Raw genomic sequence first — 19,729 nt, forward strand, 5'->3', positions numbered from 1 at the left:
GGGAATTATGCCAAGTAACTACGACGATATCATTGAAAAACTAGACAATAACCAGTTGTGGGATTTCCCGGGTGGGGTGTTCCCAGCTGAACGAAAAACACTGTCGAATCAAACTCCTATTGGTAAATTAGCGATCCCTGAACGCCTATTTGTAACGGTGAAACAACACATAGGTGTTGAAGGTCACCTTATTGTTGAAGTAGGTCAAAAAGTGCTTAAAGGTCAAGCATTGACCAAAAGTATGAATCCATTTGCTGTACCTATTCATGCACCAACATCTGGTGAAGTCGCCGCGATTCAAAAACATGTCTCAGCTCATCCGTCTGGTTTACCTGAAATGACGGTAGAGATCATAAGCGATCAGCAAGACAAATGGATTCAACTGAATCCTTTGGTCGATTACCAAAGTCAGCCCAAGATACAGGTGTTAGCCGCTATTTGTGACGCAGGTATTAGTGGTATGGGCGGTGCTGGCTTCCCTACCCACATCAAATCTTCACCTAAAAAAGATGTCGACTTTTTGATTATAAACGGCATTGAATGTGAACCTTATATTACCTCTGATGACCGTTTAATGCGTGAGCATGCATGGCAAATTCGCCAAGGTATAGATGTTTTGTGTCATCTACTCAAACCCAAACAGGTTTTAATTGGAATAGAAAATAACAAACCTGAAGCTATCGAAGCAATGCAAGTAGCCTGCAGAGAAAACCCCAATTACCGAATTTGTAGTGTGCCGACTAAGTATCCAGCTGGAGGCGAAAAACAGCTTATTCAAGTGCTAACCAATAGAGAAGTGCCTGCTAAAGGCCTGCCTATGGATGTGGGCATAATCATGCACAATGTAGGCACCTGTTATGCTATTTCTGATGCAGTTTTTTCTGGTAAGCCTCTTATTAGTCGTGTGGTTACAGTGACTGGCGAAGCCGTAGGAAAACCATCTAACCTGTGGGCGCTAATTGGTAGCCCAGTGGCTCACCTTCTGGCCCATAGTGAGTATAACCCCAAACTTCAGAAGCAACCCAACGTCATAATGGGTGGCCCGATGATGGGCTTTAATGTCACTAATGATATGGTACCTGTGATTAAAACCACTAACTGCATCTTGGCGCCTACAGACACCGAAATATCCAGTCATAATGAACAAGCTTGTATTCGCTGCAGTGCTTGTGCAGATGCTTGTCCTGTTAGCCTATTACCACAACAATTATTTTGGCACGCCAAAGCCAAAGAATTAGACAAAGCCCAAGATTATAATTTATTTGATTGTATTGAATGTGGAGCCTGTGCCTATGTTTGCCCCAGCGAAATTCCTTTGGTGCACTATTACCGCATAGCAAAGTCAGAGATAAGAGTAGAACAAGAAGAAAAACAAAAGTCAGATAAAGCAAGAGAGCGATTTGAAAAACGCGAAGCGAGATTAATTGCCGAACAACATGCCAGAGACGAAAAACATCGATTGGCAGCCGAGGCCCGAAAACAAGCGATGGAAAGCAAGGGTAACAACGCCAAAGATAAAATAGCGGCGGCACTAGCGAGAGCCAAAGCCAAAAAACAAGCGGTAAACACTGAAGAAGAAACGCCAGTGAGTAAAGCAGATTTAGCCAATGATGTAATAGAGGCTGCGGCTCCTACTCAGACAACTGAAGCTTCTGCAACTCAACCTGCCACTAAAGCAGCCAGTTCAAATCAGAGAGTTCAAGCCGCTATCGCCAGAGCTAAGGCTAAAAAAGCCGCCGCAGAAGCTGCAACGTCTAATGTTGAAGTAGAAGTGCCAAGCAAAGTTGAAGCTGCAATTGAAGTTGAAAAAAATAACGAAAAAGTTTCTGAATCTATAAAAACAGAAACACAGAGTAAAGATCAAAGTGTTGACGCTAAAGAGCCAGCACCGCAAGCAGCAACAAAACCCGAACCTTTGAAACCCAAAAAGGCATCTTCTGATTATGGTTCTGAAGCAGCTACTCCTAAAACAGCCACTATCGCCGCCAGCAAACAAGCGAAAATAGCCGCAGCAGTAGCTAAAGCTAAGGCGAAGCGTGAAGCACAAAAAGCTGCGGCAGAAACCGAACAAACATCAAAAGAGGCGCCGGTAGCCAAGGTTGAAGCTCCTGAAACTGACAGTTCCGAGGAACCCGTCACAACACAAGAACAACAAATAGACATGAAAAAACGCAAAATCGCGGCGGCAGTAGCGAAAGCAAAAGCCAAAAAAGCAGCTGAAAAAGCAGACAAACCCTCATGAGATTTAGGTTAGCGAGTTCACCCCACCAACACATTCGCCGTGATACTGGTCAGGTTATGCGTTTAGTGATTTTAGCCATGATCCCTGGGATTTTATTACAAACCTGGTTCTTCGGCTGGGGCACGGTGATTCAAATTGGCTTAGCCGTAATAACCGCTGTCGTGACCGAAGCGGCAATTTTGGAATTACGCAAACGAGATTTTGAGCGAGCTTTAAAAGATTACAGTGCGGTACTAACGGCAATATTATTGGCAGTAAGCATTCCACCTTTCGCGCCGTGGTGGGTAATAGTAATTGGAACTTTTTTTGCAATTTGCATAGTAAAACAGCTATATGGCGGCTTAGGTTTTAACGTATTTAATCCCGCAATGGCTGCCTATGTAATGTTGTTAGTGTCATTTCCTGTACAAATGACTCAGTGGCTGCCTCCCGTTAATCTTGCTCAATATAGCCATAATTTTATGGATGCCTTACAGGCTGTTTTTACCGGCTTTAGTGTCGAAGGTTTCAGTTTAGCGCAACTGAAAACCGGCATTGATGGGGTGACAATGGCCACGCCACTAGACACGGTTAAAACCGGTTTATCCCAAGGGTTTACATACTCAGAAACCATTGAGCGCCCTATTTTCGACAGCGTAGTCCCAGGTTTAGGGGTGGCGTCGAGTTGGATTAGTTTAGGATACTTAATAGGTGGTTTGTATCTACTTAAACAAAAAGTCATCAACTGGCATATACCCGTTAGTATGTTGGCTGCGCTGCTTATGTGTTCACTGATAATGTCGTTAGTTGACAGTGATTTATATCCATCCATTATTTTCCACCTCTTCAACGGTAGCATTATCATAGGCGCCTTTTTCATTGCCACCGATCCTGTATCCGCCTCGACTACGAATAAAGGCCGAATCATTTTTGGTGCCGCAATAGGTAGCTGGGTCTACCTAATTCGAGAATGGGGTGGTTATCCTGATGCCATAGCGTTTGCGGTGTTGATCATGAATATGGCAGTGCCTTTAATTGATTATTACACTCGGCCGCGTACATACGGCCATACCTCAACTAAACAAAAAACCAAAGACAAGGCTCAGTAATGACAAAAAGTATACAACATACTATGTCTAAAAATGGTTTGATATTGGCGGTTTTTGCCTTAGCCACTACAGGTCTAATCGCCCTTACCTACTTTGGCACCAAAGATCAAATTGCGATTCAGCAACAACAAAAATTATTGTCTATTCTCCATGCTGTCATTGATGAAAACGCCTACGACAATGCCATTCAATTTGATTGCGCCTTAGTGACTTCAAAAAGTTTTTTAGGCTCTGACGAACCTCACCATGTTTATCGAGCCACTAAACTAGGACAAGGTGTTGCGGCCGCAATAGAAACCACCGCACCAGACGGCTACAGTGGCAAGATTGAGATAGTTGTGGGCGTCACCCATTTTGAAACCGGCACAGCCAAAGTCACTGGAGTCAGAGTACTCGAACACAAAGAAACCCCAGGACTAGGCGACAAAATTGATCTACGAGTTAGCAACTGGGTTTTAGACTTTGATAATCAAATATTTAGCCCAGAAATCGCCCCCAATTGGGCCGTCAAAAAAGATGGCGGACAATTTGACCAATTTACCGGTGCCACAGTTACGCCCAGAGCAGTAGTTAAGGCAGTCAAATTAAGTGTGGAATATTTCTTAGCTAACCAAGATGCTATTTTTAACGCGCCAAATGCGTGTAACGCAGAGAATCCCCCCAAAATCAGTGACCCAATAGGGGAGCAAAACAATGAATGAATTTAAAGAGTTAAGTTGGCAAGGGTTGTGGAAAAACAATCCTGCATTGGTGCAACTCTTAGGCCTATGCCCTTTACTTGCAGTTACCGCCACTATAACCAATGGCTTAGGCCTTGGCTTAGCCACCACCCTAGTGTTAATTGGCTCAAACACCACGGTTTCGATCATCCGCAATTGGGTTCCTAGTGAGATCCGCATCCCCATTTTTGTGATGATTATCGCGGCGTTTGTGACCATAGTGCAATTACTAATGAACGCTTACACTTTTACACTCTATCAAGCATTAGGAATTTTTATTCCCCTTATTGTGACTAACTGCGCCATTATTGGACGAGCCGAAGCCTACGCCTCCAAAAATACCATTGGTAAATCCGCGTTTGACGGTTTAATGATGGGGCTAGGATTTACAGCGGTATTAGTATTATTAGGCGCGATGCGTGAATTATTAGGCTATGGCACTTTATTTGATGGCGCCAACTTGTTGTTAGGCGATTGGGCCACTAGCCTAAAAATTACAGTCTTTGAAACTGATAGTCCTTTTTTGTTGGCGATTTTACCTCCCGGTGCTTTTTTATGCATGGGGCTCATCATTGCGCTAAAAAATGTATTGGATAGCCATATGGAACAATTGTTTGCCGCCAAGACAGAAGAAAAAGTGGTGCAACGCGCCCGAGTGACGACAGAAAGCTAGCTTCTAGCTTCTAGCTTCTAGCTTCTAGCTTCTAGCTTCTAGCTTCTAGCTTCTAGCTTCTAGCTTCTAGCTTCTAGCTTCTTAAAGAGTAAACGATAATAAAATGAATAAAAGCAAACGTTTAGAAATACTAACTCGACTTAGAAATGATAATCCGCATCCCACAACTGAGCTAAATTTCAGTTCACCTTTTGAATTGTTAATCGCTGTTCTGCTGTCTGCTCAAGCAACCGATGTAGGCGTGAATAAAGCCACAGCTAAACTTTACCCAGTTGCCAATACGCCCCAAGCAATATTAGATCTAGGCTTAGATGGCTTGAAATCATACATTAAAACCATAGGCTTATTTAATACCAAAGCCGTTAACACCATGAAAACCTGCCAAATGTTAGTGGATTTACATGGCGGCGAAGTCCCCGAAAACCGCGAAGCCCTCGAAGCCCTGCCCGGAGTTGGCAGAAAAACCGCTAATGTTGTACTCAACACAGCCTTCGGCTGGCTAAAAGATAACGAAGGTAGATACTTTATTGCCGTTGATACCCACATTCAGCGAGTCGCTAACCGCACTGGTTATGCCAAAGGCAAGACGGTTGAACAGACCGAACAAGCCATCATAAAAAACACACCAAACAAAACTGAATTTATGAATGACTTACATCATTGGCTAATACTTCATGGTCGTTATACCTGCATTGCCCGTAAACCTAGGTGTGGTTCTTGTATTATTGAAGATTTGTGCGAGTTTAAGGATAAAACAGAATAAAAGATGAAAATTATTAACGTGCTATCTCTAGTGTATACGCATAATTTACTTACATTTTTAGTTTATGTAAATTTTCAAATAGGAAAAGTTAATCGTGAAATCTATTGATTTATTTGCAGGGGCTGGTGGCTTGTCATGTGGTTTGAGTATGGCTGGTTTTTCTACGATCCTTGCTAATGAATTAGTTGAAGCTCATGCAAATACTTATAAAAAAAACCACCCTAACACCAAAATGGTTGTAGGTGATGTTAGACAAGTGTGTGAGATAAACTTAAAACAAAAACTGGGTTTAAAACACGGTGAGTTAGATTTGCTAGCTGGAGGGCCCCCATGCCAAGGGTTCTCAGTAAATGCTCCTATCAGAGATTTAGATGATGAGCGTAATCACTTGTTTAAAGACTTCTTAAGAGTTGCTGCGGAATTACTACCTAAATCGATTTTAATTGAAAATGTGCCGGGTATAGTTTCACTAGGAAAAGGTACTGTTGTACAGCAAATATATAAAGAGTTAATAAATTTAGGGTATAGCGTCGAACACAAAATTTTGTATGCTGGACATTACGGAGTACCCCAAACAAGGTTTAGAACTATAATTATTGCTGTAAAAGGCAAGAAACGGATTTCTTTTCCTGAACCTGAATATAACTCAACGGCAGTAGCTAATTTTGCAGGTTCAAAGGAGCTTTGCATCAAGTTAGCACCACTGTTTGCTCAAGATTTGTTACCACAAACTACAGTTTCAGATGCTATTGCAGATCTACCTATAATAGAGAGCGGTTCAAAAAATGAGCCTATAGAATATGCCAGCAAAGTAAGTAGTAAATATCAAAGCCTTTTACGAGGGGACTCTCGCTTAGCTCACAACCATTCGTGTAATGGCCTTGGTAAAATAAATTTAGAAAGGTTAAAACATATACCGCAAGGTGGAAATTGGACAAATATTCCTCATGAAATGCTTCCAAAAGGAATGCAAAGAGCAAGGAGAAGTGACCACACCAAAAGGTATGGAAGATTACACCCAGACGGTTTATGTTCAACAATCCTAACTAAGTGTGATCCTCATTGGGGGGCATTTATTCATCCTACACAAGATAGAGTATTGTCAGTAAGAGAAGCAGCAAGGATTCAATCATTTCCTGATTCGTATCTATTTTACGGCTCCCTGCCACAACAATATGAACAAGTTGGTAATGCTGTCCCTCCTCTTTTAGCTCAAAGAATTGGCGAAAAAATAATGGAAACAATTGGGTAACAATAATGATTAAAAGGCCAAAAAACGACATCGTAGAAATATTTGGGTATGCCCCAGACGATTTAACCAAAGATGCTAGAACATTATGGAATCTAGGAGCATGTCCATTTGTCAATAAAGCATGTTCGAAGTCTAATAGTGAGCAGACCGTTGTATACGGAACATGCAGCGTAACAACTACTTTTGGCCACTGTGTTATTTGTCCCAACAGAATATACGAGAAAAACTACAAGTCATTAAAAAAAGTTGCTGAAGATGCATTCGGTACTGAAATCGAGTTTCTTATGTATGAGGAGTTCATTCCTCGTAGATCTTCAATAGATGAATGCATAGTCGCACTAGGACAAAACTCTGGTAAAGAGGTGAAGCTAGGCACAAAGCTTTCAATGGACTGGGTTTTAGCTAAGGTTAACAACGGTCAGTTGGTTGAGTATGTTGGAATTGAGGTACAAAGTATTGATATCACAAACAACTATCGAGATAACTGGTACGCCTATAAAAATTTAAATTCTAATACTTCAACAATACCAAGATCTGAGCATGGTTTAAACTGGGCAAATGTACACAAGAGATTGATTCCTCAGCTAATACGAAAGGGATTAATTTATGCTAAATCAGATCTTGTCTCAAATGGTTTATATTTTATCCTCCCAGATATAGTGTATAAAAAATTTGAAGACGTTATTGGCGCAGATATTCCTTTGGTGAATCATAAAGCAAAAGACATCTTAACCGTTCATACTTATTCATTATCAGAAGAGGTAGAGCATGGGGAGCAACGGCATCTAGTCATTGAACGAGAGTTAAAATTTGAACTAGAAGAGTTTTCTCAAAGATTTATATCAGGGGCTAACTTGCCCTCAGGTGAAGAATTGGACAATGCGGTTCGTAAAGTTTTAGGCTTATCTTAACGAGTTCATTTAGGGCAGGTATTAGCAAAAAATATTTAAATAATTAAGCGTCACCATTGCTCAATTTTAAACGTAAACGTTTGAATATTTCAGACACGTCTATTCATTAGTGGAACTAAAGAATAGGGTTAGTATTCAAAATCGCTAATATAGCTTTGTTGTTGCCTATTGATTTCAGGCTTTAATTCTTGAGTAGCTAAAGAGACTGATAACTCATCTATCAGATTTTTTTCTTTTGGCGTTAGTGGAACGTTTTCATATGAAACACCTCCAGACTCATCTTCTGTTTTTAATTGCTCAATAAGCTTTTCAAGCATCATCAATGTGTTTGAATAACTACTTGAGTAATTTAACTGTATAGTTAATTTAGTAATTTCAAAAATCCTTCTGTGTATCTCAAGAAGATAAACGCTGGAGTAACTTGTTTTTGACTGGTGATTTAGAAACCCTTGAATTTCTTCTAGTGAAATGTTTTTAGACATCATATGACCCTTCATAATTGTTATTTTTATTAGTTGTAGGTTTTCCTTTCAAATTTATTGACGCAATAAATTGGTAGTATTTGTTTTTCCACGACTTTATGCCTTGTGTCAGAGCGTCAATTTTTACTATTAAATTGCTAACCTTGTTTTCTAAAGATTCAATCTTTTGCTCTTGTTTTGACAACTTGCTAGATATTCTTTTTTTATCAAGTTCCAAAGTTTTAACTTTTTCTTTTTCAGCTAGCACCTTATTTTTAAGCTTGGTTTCCCGCGAAACAGACTGCTCTAGCTTTCCTTTTAAATAATGTAATTTATGCTTACTGGCACTGAAGAAGCCTTGTGGTATAGACGCTTTCTCAAGGTTTTCTTGCTCGATTAACTTGAGCACCTGCGTATTTTTACGCACTAATTCCAAGCTTTTTGACTGTTTAAGCTCTATATCCTTAAGTTTTTGTACGTTCGCTTTTTCTAACTCAAGGAGAGCTTGCTGTCTTTTCGCATTTTGTTGCTCGTAAACCCACTCTTTTCTAGTTAGTTTTCGTGTTTTTGGCCCAATGCGGGCTAGGCCGCATTCAACTCCTACTTGTTGGTGATAACGGTCTTGTTGGTCACGCATAGCTTGCTTATACAAACGGCTTCTTAATTTCCCAGAACCTATACCTTTATCTGGCACAGAGTCTCTTAGCTTCATACCGCAATGAATATCACGAATGTTCAACTTACTTTCACCATCTAAGTCTGGATGGCAGTAGAAATGAATATGAGGATAATTTTCATCTAAATGTAAAATTACTGATTTTAAAGCATTGCCATATTCAGCTTTCAAGAAAGCCAAATTTAGAGTAAGCCACTTTTGAAGTTTGGGACAATCGAGTGTTACTTGTTCGCACTGGATAGGATAGCTTGCAACGCCTGCAAGCAATACTTGTGCATCTGTACGAAGCTTTCGGCCTTTACTGTCTAAGGCTTGCTCTGACAATTTAATAATGTCGTCTGCAACAATGGATGGGTGTTTTCCAAAAAGCTGGGTTGGCTTTTTGGGGGATTCTATATGCAAGCAAGCATTAGGGTGCCGTTCAGCCTCTCTCACTAACCCGATGACGCTTTGTTTCTTTCCCGTTCTACTTGGTATCCTTGCATATGTTTCTATATGAAAAAATTGATAACCGCTCATTGTGACTCTTTCAGCTTTGCTGACAGACGCAGTATGAAGAATGAATACTGCTAGTCTGTCACTAGCTGTATGTTTATACAGTTAAATTATCAGTATTTAACTATAACTGCAAGTTATATTTTACTTAAATTTTATAAGTGAAGAGTTTCGAATGTACTGCTTTTTACTTAATATGTTTTTATCTAGAAAATTAAAAAGTATTTCCGCAACGCATTATTCGATTCCGCCGCAATGCGGCAAAGTACTATTGTTGCTTAAGCCATATCCAAACCTGAATTACCAACGGCTAGACTATATTTGGAAGCTTGTAAAAACGCCTAGAGAGCACCAGAGCCGACTTTATTGGATAATCAGCCAAAGGATACTATCGAATTAGAAGTTGATTCAGAAGCTTTTACACCCGCTAAGACGGTTAGAACAAAACCTAAAAATGATATTGATTATTCATTTTAGAGCCTATATCAATAATACCCATTTACCTTTTTTATGTGTGTTAATACACACACATAAAAATGGTAATTTGGTATAGGAGTATTCAGTAAGATTTTTGTGAAATTATATGGATTTTCGGTAAGCGTTTAGGAAAAACTGATTGGTAATTCCCCATTAACCAGAGCATTTGGAAAATGGGGAAGTTAAGTATATAACTAAGCTTTTCTAACTTCGTCAAGTTTTAGAGTTTTTAAAAAACCAGAATCAATTATCTTTCCAAGATAGTTTTTTTGCGAGAACACTTTCTCGCGGATTATATTGAAGTTTTCAGTATAATCACCTTGTTGATTCTTAAACTTATATAAGTAACATTCACTAGTGTTCATCTCGGTTTTATCAAGAAAGCTTATACTATTGATATACTGTAAAAATCGGCTTTTGTCATTACCCGGCTTATCTAGTGCCCCTTCCTTATCAAAATAGGCTCTAGCTAAACTTTCAACAGTAAAAGCAACATCTTCAGAAGGTTCTGAAAAATTCATTCTATGTAATATGGTGCTAAAAATATGAGTCATCAGATTAAGCTTATTTTCTGTGACGTTACCACCGCATTCTTTAATGCAATTTTTTATATGTTGAATTAATGACTTTTTAGCGGTTTCAAGTTGAGTGTCTTGTGAATCTAAAACTAAACTACTGATACCACTTCCATCTTTATTACCAAGCTCAATATTTAATGGCTTGAATATTATCGGCTCCGGAAAGTCATCATCTTTCATTTTTTTGCATGATACAGTTATAGAAGTAACTCTATCTGTATTAGCCTTTTGAGCATCAATCATGAATTCACAATCTAGCGCAGCTCTTAAAGCACCTGATCCACGAGCAACACTAGAGTCAGCTTTGCTTGTATGATGAACTATGTGCACGCAGGAGTTTGTCTGAGATTGCAATCTACTAACAGCATTAATGAAAGTAGTCATGTCTTGTGTTTTATTTTCATCACCCGCGCCGAAATTTCTATTAAGTGTATCGACGACGATCATGCTTATCTCACCATGCTTAACAGCAATTTCCTTCGCCTCTTCAATAACTCGTTCAACATTTGAACTATCTAAGAGTTCAATCGCTGTATTAGATAAATAAAAATTTTCTAAAATCTCATTTTTGTAGTGTTTACGCCAAGCAGCTACACGCTTAATCAAACCATTTCTCCCCTCTCCCGCTATAAATAATACAGCTCCTTTTCTAGAAGGAAAGCCATTCCAAGAAGCACCAGTACAAACGTGTAACGCTTGGTCTAGTACTAGGAAAGATTTCAAGCTACCCGAGGGAGCATAAGTACATACAAGACTACAAAAGGGTATCCAATTTTCAATCAGCCATGAAGTAGTTCTTAAACTACCAAGATCCCCATTAACGAGCTGAAAGAAAGGCTCATTAGCCGCTTCTTGAGTATGTTTAAGTACTTTAGTTTTTATAGATTTGTTTGAAGTAAGTTCGCCAGCAGAATGCTCCTTTATCGAATTATTTTTATTGATTATTTTATTGATTAAATGAGTTATAGCCGCACGAACCCCTCCTACTTTTTGATCATTTTTTGAATCTAAAGCATTTTGAGTGTTCGTAAGTTTATTCATAAGATAATTCTCCGTTAAGTTAATGCCAGTCCTAAGACCGACGCTGATACAATAAAACAAAGTTAAATAAATTTCAATAAATTTAAATGCATTGAATTAAATAAAATTAAATGATAAATTAGATTCAACAATTGGGGTTTGTATAACTTCTAATAAGTAACTTATAACTCAGGAGTTCAACGGTGAGCGATATTCAAGGTATTCGTCTAAAAAATGCAAATGACATATTGAGGACTTTGTGTGAAGGAAAAATAAAAATTTTCGCAGAACAGATTGATAGAACTGCCAGCTATGTTTCAACATACATCTCTGGAAAAGATCCAAAGCCAATAAGCGATAAAGTTGCTCATACTATAGAAGTAGCATTTAGCCTACCCTCCGGCAGGTTGGACGATAATGCGCCACTATTTGAAAATAAGCCAAATTCTAATATTGAGGCAACACCACCACAAGTTATCCCAAAAAGTTTGGGATTCAGTTTATCAATGTTCCCAGAAATTCAAGCTGGAATAGCTGTTAGAGAACATGTTAACAATTTTATTAATAAATCAAATTTAGAAAGTCATATACCAGTTCATTTCAACAAAATCGGGGCTATGAATTTCATTTCAGATATGATGAAGAAAACAGCAATGGAGCTTGAAATTTTGGCTAGGGACATACGATTAGACGTTATGATCGATAGCATGAAAAATCTTCAGGAAGAGCTAGAGACATTAGGATTACACATAGAAAGTCAAAATGTTACTGCCGCAGATTCGAATCGTTCTCGTCTTTGCAGAACAATCCTAGTCACGGACCAATGGAGTAATAAAAAATACCTAGTAACGATAGCTGGACTTAAATTTGGCTTCATCGGTCGTACACTTACGCAAGAGTACGAAGCCCTTAGAAACAGTGACATTATCGCCAGCGAAATCAACAAAGCTTTTACAATAATACTTAGAGAAGAGGAAGACGTGATCGGTGGTTTGATTCCTTTTGTATTTGAAAATACAGAACTGAGTGACTTCAACATTTTTAACATGAATGAAAACTCACAAGCAGCTAACAATACAATTAACTTCTCAGATACGCTTCGATTTGTAACTGAAGGCTTATTAGAGATAAAGAACGTCAAAGTATTGATCGGTAAAACGCCCAAACAACTCGAAGTTACACTTACCAGTAAAGGCACACCACACCCGTTAAAAACCTTAGTTAAATCAGTAGGTAATGAGATTTCTGATACTGAAAACATTGAAAGCGAAATAATCTCCCTGTCTGGCTCGCTGTTTAGAAAAGATATTAAAACAGACTTAGCTATAAATAGTATTGCATACGCGTATGGCAAGATAACAGGAACCAATAAATAGCATTTTATCTCCAAAGGATAAAGACAAAAACCAACTCCACTTAAATCTATTCACAGCCATTGAATTTCATTTAATATTATTGAAATTATGATTGACTTTATTTTTGATTGATGTATTATTCTCTCCGTACTTAATTAAATCATTTAATAATATTAAGTACTTCACCACCGTATAGGTGGCTTCGCTAGGATAAGCAGGCAAAGGAATGCCATTAACCTAAGTCCAGCTCAATTCATTTGAAAATGAATTGAGCTGCGTCTTAACAACTTCAAGGTAACTGAAATGGAGAAATACCAATTAACCCAATCTTTGCAAAAGCAAAGTAATACTAGTTCTACTGATAACTCTTCCGACCTACTGCAAATGAAGATTAAACAACAACTTTTAATCTGTGAAGCTAGCGGTGCTACTACGGCAGCAAGAGCAATTCTTTATTGCATGACTGCTAGCGATACATTCGAATATAACGACGCAATTTTGGATGCTTACATGGAGGCTTTATTGGTCGCCTCTAGTTTAAAACGGCAAGCTGAAGAGTTGTCTAAGCAAATGGAGGTTCTATAATGATCTCTGCGACTAATACTGGTTTGAAGGTTGAAAATGGTTATTCTCTGGCTCTAGTAGACAAAAATGGAAATGTAATTCGCCAAGGAAGTAATGTGAATAAAGAAATATTTGATGCTCTATCTGCACAAGTAGTTAAAAGAGTTTGCTCACGCTTTACTGCCATTAATGAAGCTGATTTTAAAAAATCAGCTTAGATAAAAATCAACCACATGGCTTGATGTGATTTAAATAGAACTCTTATGTTACTATTCTATTAAAGCGTGATCTGAAAGCCTTTTCTCCACCTTCCATCTGATTGCAAATATTAGATTTGACATCAGCTTCTTGTAAGCTTCCTAATATATTAGCCCTTAAACCTGTTCTGTCTCTTAGCATACTAATAACGTACTCAGCGTCTCCGTTAACTACTATTGGTGCAGAGTGAGATACGATTATTAACTGTCTACGTTGTTTGTTTCTTTCAATTGACGGGATAACACTTTCGCTTAACATTAGGCAGTCTAAATCATCTTCTGGTTGATCTAAAATTAACGGATCGGAACCATACGAGAGTAAAAACTCAAGCATACTAGCGGCTTTTTGTCCCGGTGACGCTGAGTCAATGTTTTCCATATTGCCGCCTAATGCTCGGTATCTAATTTGAATACCATCTTCGGGATACCAACAATTGAGATTAACAATTTCATCTTCGCTAAGTGATGCTAGCCTCCCCTTTAGCGAACCATGAATATTTGGCACTCCATCAAGTTCGCCTTTCTTAATTTTAATATGAATCTCTTTGAGTTTATCTAACAATGCGTACTTAGTATCGATTGTTTGCTCTAATGGGTTAAACGTTGGAAATTCAATAAACTCCTTTAACAAGCCTTCACTATTCTCGGCATCATAAATACGATCTGTGAAAGAGTTGATGTTCACTGATGATTGATAACTTTCAACCACTTGCTGTGGATTTGCATTTAATGGCAAAATTTTAATATCTAATGATTCTAGGTTCAGAGATTGTATAAATGCTTTTCTTTGGCTTGTGAGTGTCTTTCTGTGCTCAGCTATTTCAGCTTCGATTTTTTCGATATTTTGTGACGAAGCCTCAATTTTATCATCAACATCATTAAATTCTGACAATTGAGTTTCGAGACTGTCCTTAAGTTCAACCAATGCGTTAAGTTGCTCAGGGTCTAGGCCATCCTCCTTTAATTTCTCAGCTTCTGCCTGAACTTCTAATTTAGCATCTTCGACTTGCTGTTTTAGCCCTAAAACAAAAGCTGATTGAGATACCTCCGTTAACTTATTTTTAGTATTGGTAATTATTTCCTGTAGTTTGGACTCGGCATCTTGAATTATTTGGTCTACTTCAGCGATTAAAGTAAGATATTCCGTTTCTGAATCGCCATTGTTAACGGGTTCAACTGGAGTCGTAACTTCTTGATCATTCTCTGATAATTCTGGCTCTTCTGAAGTAAAGAATTCTAAAATGGCATCCAAAGACTCGTCTTCTTTATCAAACTTATTTTCTATGAAGAGAGACTTCTTTTCTAAACTGCTTAAATTTGTTCTTACGCTGTAATAAGAACTGTCTCTTAATTTATCTATTGCGCCAATAGCGTCGTCAAGTTGCCCTTGCAATGCTGACTTACTGCTTTTCTGACTCAACAACCCTCTATATATGATTTTTTCAGACTTATATTTTCGTTCTAATTCTTGTTTTGTCTCTAACCATTTTCGTTTGTCAACGAATGAGCTTTCATCGCAAATGTTTAAGAATGCATTCTGATCTGAAGCTAACAGATACAACATTTTTTGACTAAATATTGATAACTCAAACCTATCATTTGACCAATTTGAATCTATTTCCCACCCACTCTCTGTCAACACTTCAAGTGAAGGCTCTGAATCAGGTGTCCATGAAAGTTTAAAATCTGTACCATTTTTACAATAAATACATTCAATTGCTGATTCTAGATCCATCCCATTATCAATAGATTTAAAATTAAGGAGGTTATCCCTAACACTTTGTGGAAGGCCTTTGTCTTTTCTTAGAGCGATACGTATGCTTTCCACTATAGTCGATTTACCACTTCCTCTAGAGCCGATTATAGCGTTATAAAAAGGATTGAACTCTAAATCTATCGGCTCACCCAATTCAGAACGGCATAATCTAGTTTTTAGCTTAAGTTTCTTGATTCTTAGCGATGGTTCTCTCGGAGGCTCTTCATCTAATAATATACAATTTTTGTAATCTTGAATTGCCGATTTCAAGCCATCAAAGTTTAACTCTGACATTTTCAACCAACATGTACGTGTTCCAGCTCTATCAGGGTGATGAGCATCAGAACCTCTAACCTTGGGCAGATTGGTTATTAAACTTTTATGTAGTCCATTACTAATAGACTCGATATCATTAGAGATTTCGACGGCATCAGGAGCAGCATCAAAAATTGCATTTAACTCACTTTGGTTTGTAACTTCTAAAGCTCCTTTCCTACCATCAATATGTGCCAATATGCTTATACAATTTGGGTTTCTGCCAATAGAAGAAAGTACTTCAGGTACGCTAGAACGCAATACTAGCTCATGGTTTTGCGCATCTCTAGGAATTGGGTTTGTACCGTTACAAGCCCCGATGAGTTGTTCAATCTCAATATGAGCCGTGTTTTGTTCAAACACAGCTAAAACATGGACATTACCTGTGGCAGTTAATTCAACACCGGGGAAAATGGTAATTGGCCTATACCCCACCAAGCCACCAGTATCAACTTCCATTTTCATTTGAGCTAGTTCGGTTCTTATAGATTCAATCTTTGCGGCTGTGTTGTGATCGCTTATAATAACAGCATCAACTTCTTTAGACATGTAAGACAATAACCATTCACGATCTGTTACAGAAGAATCTTGGTAATCATCTGAAGCAATTGTATGATTATGAAAATCAAACTTAAACCATTTAGCGCCTACAGTCATAAATCTTCCTTAATTTGAAAAGGTAACTTAATTTTTTATTAAAAATAACACACCAAATACCTGACCGTTTTAATACACAGTTCAACATTAATCCTATGAAAAAATTAATTATAAAATTGATTCGTAGAAGCAGGAAATTCACTTTTAATTTTCAAATCCTGTTAGCAGCTTACCCGAATGCTTATCTAGCCTTAACAGACGCTTTTTACCGTTGTGAAATTCTAACGTTAAATCAAAATAGTTTTTTTGTTCATCTCCCATTAGCTGAAGTTCAATCAGTTTTTCTAATCCAATCAGATCGTCACTTTCTTTCAGATCTACACTTAGTATTATTGATTTAAAGGTATCTTTTACAAGCTGCCGCAATGAAAGCCTAGTGTCACTTCCTAATTTTGAAAGATTTTCAGTAATTCCTAACCACTTTTCAGTGACTTCATCACGGAATGTATTGCCTACTCTAGACAATTCATTTCTAATTTTTTCCAGTGAAAGTTTTACGTCACTTTCTTCAGACTCAAGTTGTTTAATTTTATCCGCGATAGCTTGTGGCGGCTTGCCATCTAGCACAAGTAAAGTATTCATTAAACTTTCTATATTTTTTTGTAACTCTTTCAGTTTGCTATTAAGCTTATTTTCTTGTTCTCGCAACTCTTCTTTATCACTATCCTGTAATAGTATTCTTCGTAAATTAACTCGATCTTGACAAAATAGGGCTACAACACTTTCTACTACATCAAGTTGAACTGTAGATTTCATTAAACAATTATTATTTCTTCGTGCTTCAACACACCCATATCGCTTATTTCCTGTAGGTACATCTTCAATCCCTAGTCCTCGATATGTAACGTGCGAACCAACTGAATTGCCACAGCAAGCACACTTAAATACATCAATACCTGAGAGAATTCCTACAAATTTTTGGCTATGTTTTGTTGCGCCACGTTTATTAGAATCAGATACTAATGAATTGAACTCATTTTCGGTCATAAGTGGTGGGTAATACCCCTTAAGTACATAATCTTTATCACCTACTTTCGTGTTTAGCTCGCCGATCAAACTTCTGCGCTTAACCTCTTTATAAACATTAGCCCCAGTGTGATGAACAGTTCCTTTTCCGAACTCTTCATTTATTAACTCAGCTATTCGTAAGCCTCCTAGTCCTTTTTTAAAATGTTCAACTTTTCTCAGCATAATCTTTTTTTCACGAGGTTCAAAAACGAATGCTTTTATATCTTCGTCCCATCTTACCCATTTTGGCGCTTTACCACACTTTACTCTGAACCCACGAATACCTTCAAGCCAGTTTTCACATTGCTTTTTGTAAGCTGCACGGACACGTATTGACTTTGATTCACTCTCTTCATTAGCTCTGATCAACACGATAACAATATAAACTAGATCCATCGGATTTTTTTTAATCGTGTCTTTATTATATTCCTTGCCATCTACTGCTGTAATTACCGTGATATCTGCATTTATTATCTGAGCAACAATCCCCTGACTTTCTATTGGTGCAGCACGAGAAATACGATCGAGGCTCTCGATTACAAGAATAGAACCAGCAGGAACTTTTCCCTGATCAATAGCTTCAAGAAATAGACCTAATGCCCCTCTTTTAATGTTGGTTTTATGGAATGCGCTTAAGCCTAAGTCTTTCATAGTTAGCGATTCATCAAGTTCTATCCCTTTTTCATCAGCAACTTTCTTGGCGTAGGTCAACTGACGGCTGAGGGAGTGGCCTTTAGCCTGTTCAATAGTAGAAAAACGGATGTAGCTATAAAGTAGGGGTTTTGCTGTCATCTCAATAACCTTTTACTGCTTGTGATGATAGTCTATTTCAGTCAGCTCAAAACATCTACCTTTATTATACTTTAGCTGGCCGACCATCGCAGTCGACACTCACATATTCAGAGTGTCGAACCGCACCAAACTTGCCATGGGTAGGAATGTTGATTTGGTTGAACAAAAGCTTCTAAAAGTAGTACCGGCTGAATTTAAAGTTGATGTACACCATTGGTTAATTTTACATGGACGCTATACCTGCATTGCACGCAAGCCACGTTGTGGTTCCTGTATTATTGAAGACTTGTGTGAGTTTAAAGATAAGACCGAATAGCTCTAGGTCTTCTTCGAGCGATTAGAAGACACTGGATATATGGAAGTCGAAAGGCAGCTATGCCCAAGATAGCAGACGGTGGTGAAATACAATTTTTAAGTAATCTATCGTAGTAAAATTCCCATCATAATGTTTGTATGGCATTTTTACCAACCACGCTTTTCAGGATCTGTCTCATCAAGCATTTCATTTGATAATTTAGATAATAGTTCTTCGTCGGCAAGCCCTTCACTTCTGATAGCAATCAGTTGTATCCAAGCTTTTGAGCGACTATGCCCATCAAAAAGTAGAGCCATTTTCTTATTGCTGTTTTGAAGTAATTTGTACAGGTAAAGGTACCTATTATGCACATGCTCTTTATTATCAGAAATGACTTCTTGTGATTCTTCCAGAGCTAAAGTGCAATATTTTTCTATCGCTTTGTTTTTTAGCGCTGTAAATACTTTCCAATCAGACTCTTTCATATAGGATGCCTACTGCCAAATTATGTTGAATGCCTAAAACTTTTAAATAAGGGGCGCAGGCACGTGGGGCATAATGGCGAAGCCGCCCCGCATGTTTGCGTCCCAGCCCGCGCAGCGGGCATACTTAATTTTTTTGTTAGGTGGCATGCAGACCTATTGGCTCCACATTATCCAAGTTAATGTTCTGTTTCGCTTGCCATAGTTCATAGTTGTCTTGCATGCTAAGCCAACTTTCAGGGCTGCGTCCCAATACTTTTGATAGCCTTAAGGCCATTTCTGGCGTTACTGCACTTTTGCCCTTTACAACACGATTTAGTGTTGAAGCTGCAACACCAAGATGGGTAGCTAGTGCTCTGCAACTTATACCATGTGGCTCCATGTAAATGGACTCAATAAATTCACCTGGATGTGGTGGGTTATGCATATTCATTAGTGATAATCCTCGTAATTTAAGATGTAAGCATTACCATCCGTGAACTCGAAAGTTACTCTCCAATTACCGTTTACTGATATTGACCAAATGTTAGATCTTTCTCCCTTGAGTTGATGGAGAGAAAAACCAGGTAGATTAATGTCATCAATATCTTGTGCGGTATGAATAGCTGCTAACTGCATACGAAGCTTTTTCGCATGCTTAGTTTGTATACCTGAGGTTTTCCCTTTTTCGAAAAAGAGTTTCAGACCCTTATGTTTAAATGACTTAATCATGGGAAGAGTGTAGCGCATTGCGCAACGCGGTGCAACTTGACGCCTAACGAGGCTGTAGAAAAAGTCAGTTTTGACTATTCAAAGCATCGTCTTTCTATAAATTTGTAATGCCTACAACTTTGCCTTGAGCCAAGATATATTGCAAAGTTTTTTACTCGTGGTTTTGATTTTCCAGTTTTCGG

At 38.3% G+C, this 19,729-nt stretch carries 18 protein-coding genes and 1 pseudogene; 11 read left to right on the forward strand and 8 right to left on the reverse strand.

Annotation, left to right across the window (positions count from 1 at the left end):
- Positions 1 to 7: 7 nt before the first annotated feature.
- The 7 genes from rsxC (at position 8) to ABJK37_RS05445 (ending at position 7,648) form a co-directional block, all read left to right on the forward strand.
- Positions 8 to 2,242: an electron transport complex subunit RsxC gene (gene rsxC / locus ABJK37_RS05415; protein WP_348350906.1), complete on the forward strand. Its 2,235-nt coding sequence runs from the start codon at positions 8 to 10 to the stop codon at positions 2,240 to 2,242.
- The gene (gene rsxD, locus ABJK37_RS05420) at positions 2,239 to 3,330 is read left to right on the forward strand and encodes an electron transport complex subunit RsxD (protein WP_348350908.1); all 1,092 of its coding nucleotides are present in this window, start codon (positions 2,239 to 2,241) and stop codon (positions 3,328 to 3,330) included. Before rsxC ends, rsxD begins: the two co-directional genes overlap by 4 nt.
- Positions 3,330 to 4,031: an electron transport complex subunit RsxG gene (gene rsxG / locus ABJK37_RS05425; protein WP_348350910.1), complete on the forward strand. Its 702-nt coding sequence runs from the start codon at positions 3,330 to 3,332 to the stop codon at positions 4,029 to 4,031. Before rsxD ends, rsxG begins: the two co-directional genes overlap by 1 nt.
- On the forward strand, positions 4,024 to 4,722 hold the full coding sequence (locus ABJK37_RS05430; protein ID WP_348350912.1) for an electron transport complex subunit E: 699 nt from the start codon (positions 4,024 to 4,026) through the stop codon (positions 4,720 to 4,722). The genes rsxG and ABJK37_RS05430 overlap by 8 nt, the downstream gene beginning before the upstream one ends.
- A 103-nt stretch (positions 4,723 to 4,825) precedes the next feature.
- On the forward strand, positions 4,826 to 5,485 hold the full coding sequence (nth, locus tag ABJK37_RS05435) for an endonuclease III (protein ID WP_348350914.1): 660 nt from the start codon (positions 4,826 to 4,828) through the stop codon (positions 5,483 to 5,485).
- Between the two features lie 94 nt (positions 5,486 to 5,579).
- Positions 5,580 to 6,737 carry a DNA cytosine methyltransferase gene (locus ABJK37_RS05440; RefSeq protein WP_348350916.1) on the forward strand — a complete coding sequence of 386 codons (1,158 nt, stop codon included), beginning with the start codon at positions 5,580 to 5,582 and terminating at the stop codon, positions 6,735 to 6,737.
- A gap of 5 nt (positions 6,738 to 6,742) precedes the next feature.
- Positions 6,743 to 7,648, forward strand: a complete 906-nt coding sequence (locus tag ABJK37_RS05445; protein WP_348350918.1) for a hypothetical protein — start codon at positions 6,743 to 6,745, stop codon at positions 7,646 to 7,648.
- Between the two features lie 128 nt (positions 7,649 to 7,776).
- Here the strand turns inward: ABJK37_RS05445 and ABJK37_RS05450 are convergent, their stop codons facing one another.
- From ABJK37_RS05450 to ABJK37_RS05460, 3 genes are all read right to left on the reverse strand, one after another.
- Positions 7,777 to 8,130 (reverse strand): hypothetical protein, encoded by a 354-nt coding sequence (locus ABJK37_RS05450; protein WP_348350920.1) that lies wholly within the window; start codon positions 8,128 to 8,130, stop codon positions 7,777 to 7,779.
- Positions 8,123 to 9,304, reverse strand: a complete 1,182-nt coding sequence (locus tag ABJK37_RS05455; protein ID WP_348350922.1) for a plasmid recombination protein — start codon at positions 9,302 to 9,304, stop codon at positions 8,123 to 8,125. The genes ABJK37_RS05450 and ABJK37_RS05455 overlap by 8 nt, the downstream gene beginning before the upstream one ends.
- Before the next feature lie 647 nt (positions 9,305 to 9,951).
- Positions 9,952 to 11,376 carry an AAA family ATPase gene (locus tag ABJK37_RS05460; protein WP_348350924.1) on the reverse strand — a complete coding sequence of 475 codons (1,425 nt, stop codon included), beginning with the start codon at positions 11,374 to 11,376 and terminating at the stop codon, positions 9,952 to 9,954.
- Positions 11,377 to 11,558: 182 nt separating this feature from the next.
- Here ABJK37_RS05460 and ABJK37_RS05465 point away from each other — a divergent pair, with 182 nt between their 5' ends.
- The 3 genes from ABJK37_RS05465 to ABJK37_RS05475 all read left to right on the forward strand — a co-directional run bounded on the left by ABJK37_RS05465 (position 11,559) and on the right by ABJK37_RS05475 (position 13,492).
- Complete coding sequence (locus tag ABJK37_RS05465) at positions 11,559 to 12,731, forward strand: hypothetical protein (protein WP_348350926.1); 1,173 nt, start codon at positions 11,559 to 11,561, stop codon at positions 12,729 to 12,731.
- Positions 12,732 to 13,013: 282 nt separating this feature from the next.
- Entirely contained in the window at positions 13,014 to 13,295 is a 282-nt protein-coding gene (locus ABJK37_RS05470; protein WP_348350928.1) for a hypothetical protein, read from the forward strand.
- Positions 13,295 to 13,492 carry a hypothetical protein gene (locus tag ABJK37_RS05475; RefSeq protein WP_348350930.1) on the forward strand — a complete coding sequence of 66 codons (198 nt, stop codon included), beginning with the start codon at positions 13,295 to 13,297 and terminating at the stop codon, positions 13,490 to 13,492. Before ABJK37_RS05470 ends, ABJK37_RS05475 begins: the two co-directional genes overlap by 1 nt.
- Before the next feature lie 43 nt (positions 13,493 to 13,535).
- On the opposite strand, the gene ppl is transcribed toward ABJK37_RS05475, so the two are convergent.
- Together ppl and ABJK37_RS05485 are read right to left on the reverse strand one after the other, a co-directional pair.
- A complete protein-coding gene (gene ppl, locus ABJK37_RS05480) occupies positions 13,536 to 16,259 on the reverse strand; it encodes an anti-phage protein Ppl (protein ID WP_348350932.1) in 2,724 nt (907 codons plus the stop codon).
- Positions 16,260 to 16,403: 144 nt separating this feature from the next.
- Complete coding sequence (locus ABJK37_RS05485; RefSeq protein WP_348350934.1) at positions 16,404 to 18,059, reverse strand: recombinase family protein; 1,656 nt, start codon at positions 18,057 to 18,059, stop codon at positions 16,404 to 16,406.
- Between the two features lie 76 nt (positions 18,060 to 18,135).
- Here ABJK37_RS05485 and ABJK37_RS05490 point away from each other — a divergent pair.
- Positions 18,136 to 18,375: pseudogene (locus ABJK37_RS05490) on the forward strand (endonuclease III); the annotation flags it as partial.
- Positions 18,376 to 18,521: 146 nt separating this feature from the next.
- Here ABJK37_RS05490 and ABJK37_RS05495 read toward each other — a convergent pair.
- The 3 genes from ABJK37_RS05495 to ABJK37_RS05505 form a co-directional block, all read right to left on the reverse strand.
- Positions 18,522 to 18,839 (reverse strand): hypothetical protein, encoded by a 318-nt coding sequence (locus ABJK37_RS05495; RefSeq protein ID WP_348350936.1) that lies wholly within the window; start codon positions 18,837 to 18,839, stop codon positions 18,522 to 18,524.
- 136 nt (positions 18,840 to 18,975) lie between these two features.
- A complete protein-coding gene (locus ABJK37_RS05500) occupies positions 18,976 to 19,269 on the reverse strand; it encodes a HigA family addiction module antitoxin (RefSeq protein ID WP_348350938.1) in 294 nt (97 codons plus the stop codon).
- Positions 19,269 to 19,547 (reverse strand): type II toxin-antitoxin system RelE/ParE family toxin, encoded by a 279-nt coding sequence (locus tag ABJK37_RS05505; RefSeq protein ID WP_012517116.1) that lies wholly within the window; start codon positions 19,545 to 19,547, stop codon positions 19,269 to 19,271. The genes ABJK37_RS05500 and ABJK37_RS05505 overlap by 1 nt, the downstream gene beginning before the upstream one ends.
- Between the last annotated feature and the right edge of the window lie 182 nt (positions 19,548 to 19,729).

The organism is Paraglaciecola sp. (assembly GCF_039964565.1).
In the GTDB taxonomy this organism is placed as follows: domain Bacteria; phylum Pseudomonadota; class Gammaproteobacteria; order Enterobacterales; family Alteromonadaceae; genus Paraglaciecola.

Excerpts from the sequence above, each read along its gene's own strand:
- rsxG (WP_348350910.1), top strand. The coding sequence starts at position 3,330 with ATGACAAAAAGTATACAACATACTATGTCTAAAAATGGTTTGATATTG.
- ABJK37_RS05505 (WP_012517116.1), bottom strand. The coding sequence starts at position 19,547 with ATGATTAAGTCATTTAAACATAAGGGTCTGAAACTCTTTTTCGAAAAA.
- ABJK37_RS05455 (WP_348350922.1), bottom strand. The coding sequence starts at position 9,304 with ATGAGCGGTTATCAATTTTTTCATATAGAAACATATGCAAGGATACCA.
- nth (WP_348350914.1), top strand. The coding sequence starts at position 4,826 with ATGAATAAAAGCAAACGTTTAGAAATACTAACTCGACTTAGAAATGAT.
- ABJK37_RS05460 (WP_348350924.1), bottom strand. The coding sequence starts at position 11,376 with ATGAATAAACTTACGAACACTCAAAATGCTTTAGATTCAAAAAATGAT.
- rsxC (WP_348350906.1), top strand. The coding sequence starts at position 8 with ATGCCAAGTAACTACGACGATATCATTGAAAAACTAGACAATAACCAG.
- ABJK37_RS05430 (WP_348350912.1), top strand. The coding sequence starts at position 4,024 with ATGAATGAATTTAAAGAGTTAAGTTGGCAAGGGTTGTGGAAAAACAAT.
- ABJK37_RS05495 (WP_348350936.1), bottom strand. The coding sequence starts at position 18,839 with ATGAAAGAGTCTGATTGGAAAGTATTTACAGCGCTAAAAAACAAAGCG.
- ABJK37_RS05470 (WP_348350928.1), top strand. The coding sequence starts at position 13,014 with ATGGAGAAATACCAATTAACCCAATCTTTGCAAAAGCAAAGTAATACT.
- ABJK37_RS05450 (WP_348350920.1), bottom strand. The coding sequence starts at position 8,130 with ATGTCTAAAAACATTTCACTAGAAGAAATTCAAGGGTTTCTAAATCAC.
- ppl (WP_348350932.1), bottom strand. The coding sequence starts at position 16,259 with ATGACTGTAGGCGCTAAATGGTTTAAGTTTGATTTTCATAATCATACA.
- ABJK37_RS05500 (WP_348350938.1), bottom strand. The coding sequence starts at position 19,269 with ATGAATATGCATAACCCACCACATCCAGGTGAATTTATTGAGTCCATT.
- ABJK37_RS05475 (WP_348350930.1), top strand. The coding sequence starts at position 13,295 with ATGATCTCTGCGACTAATACTGGTTTGAAGGTTGAAAATGGTTATTCT.
- ABJK37_RS05445 (WP_348350918.1), top strand. The coding sequence starts at position 6,743 with ATGATTAAAAGGCCAAAAAACGACATCGTAGAAATATTTGGGTATGCC.
- ABJK37_RS05485 (WP_348350934.1), bottom strand. The coding sequence starts at position 18,059 with ATGACAGCAAAACCCCTACTTTATAGCTACATCCGTTTTTCTACTATT.
- rsxD (WP_348350908.1), top strand. The coding sequence starts at position 2,239 with ATGAGATTTAGGTTAGCGAGTTCACCCCACCAACACATTCGCCGTGAT.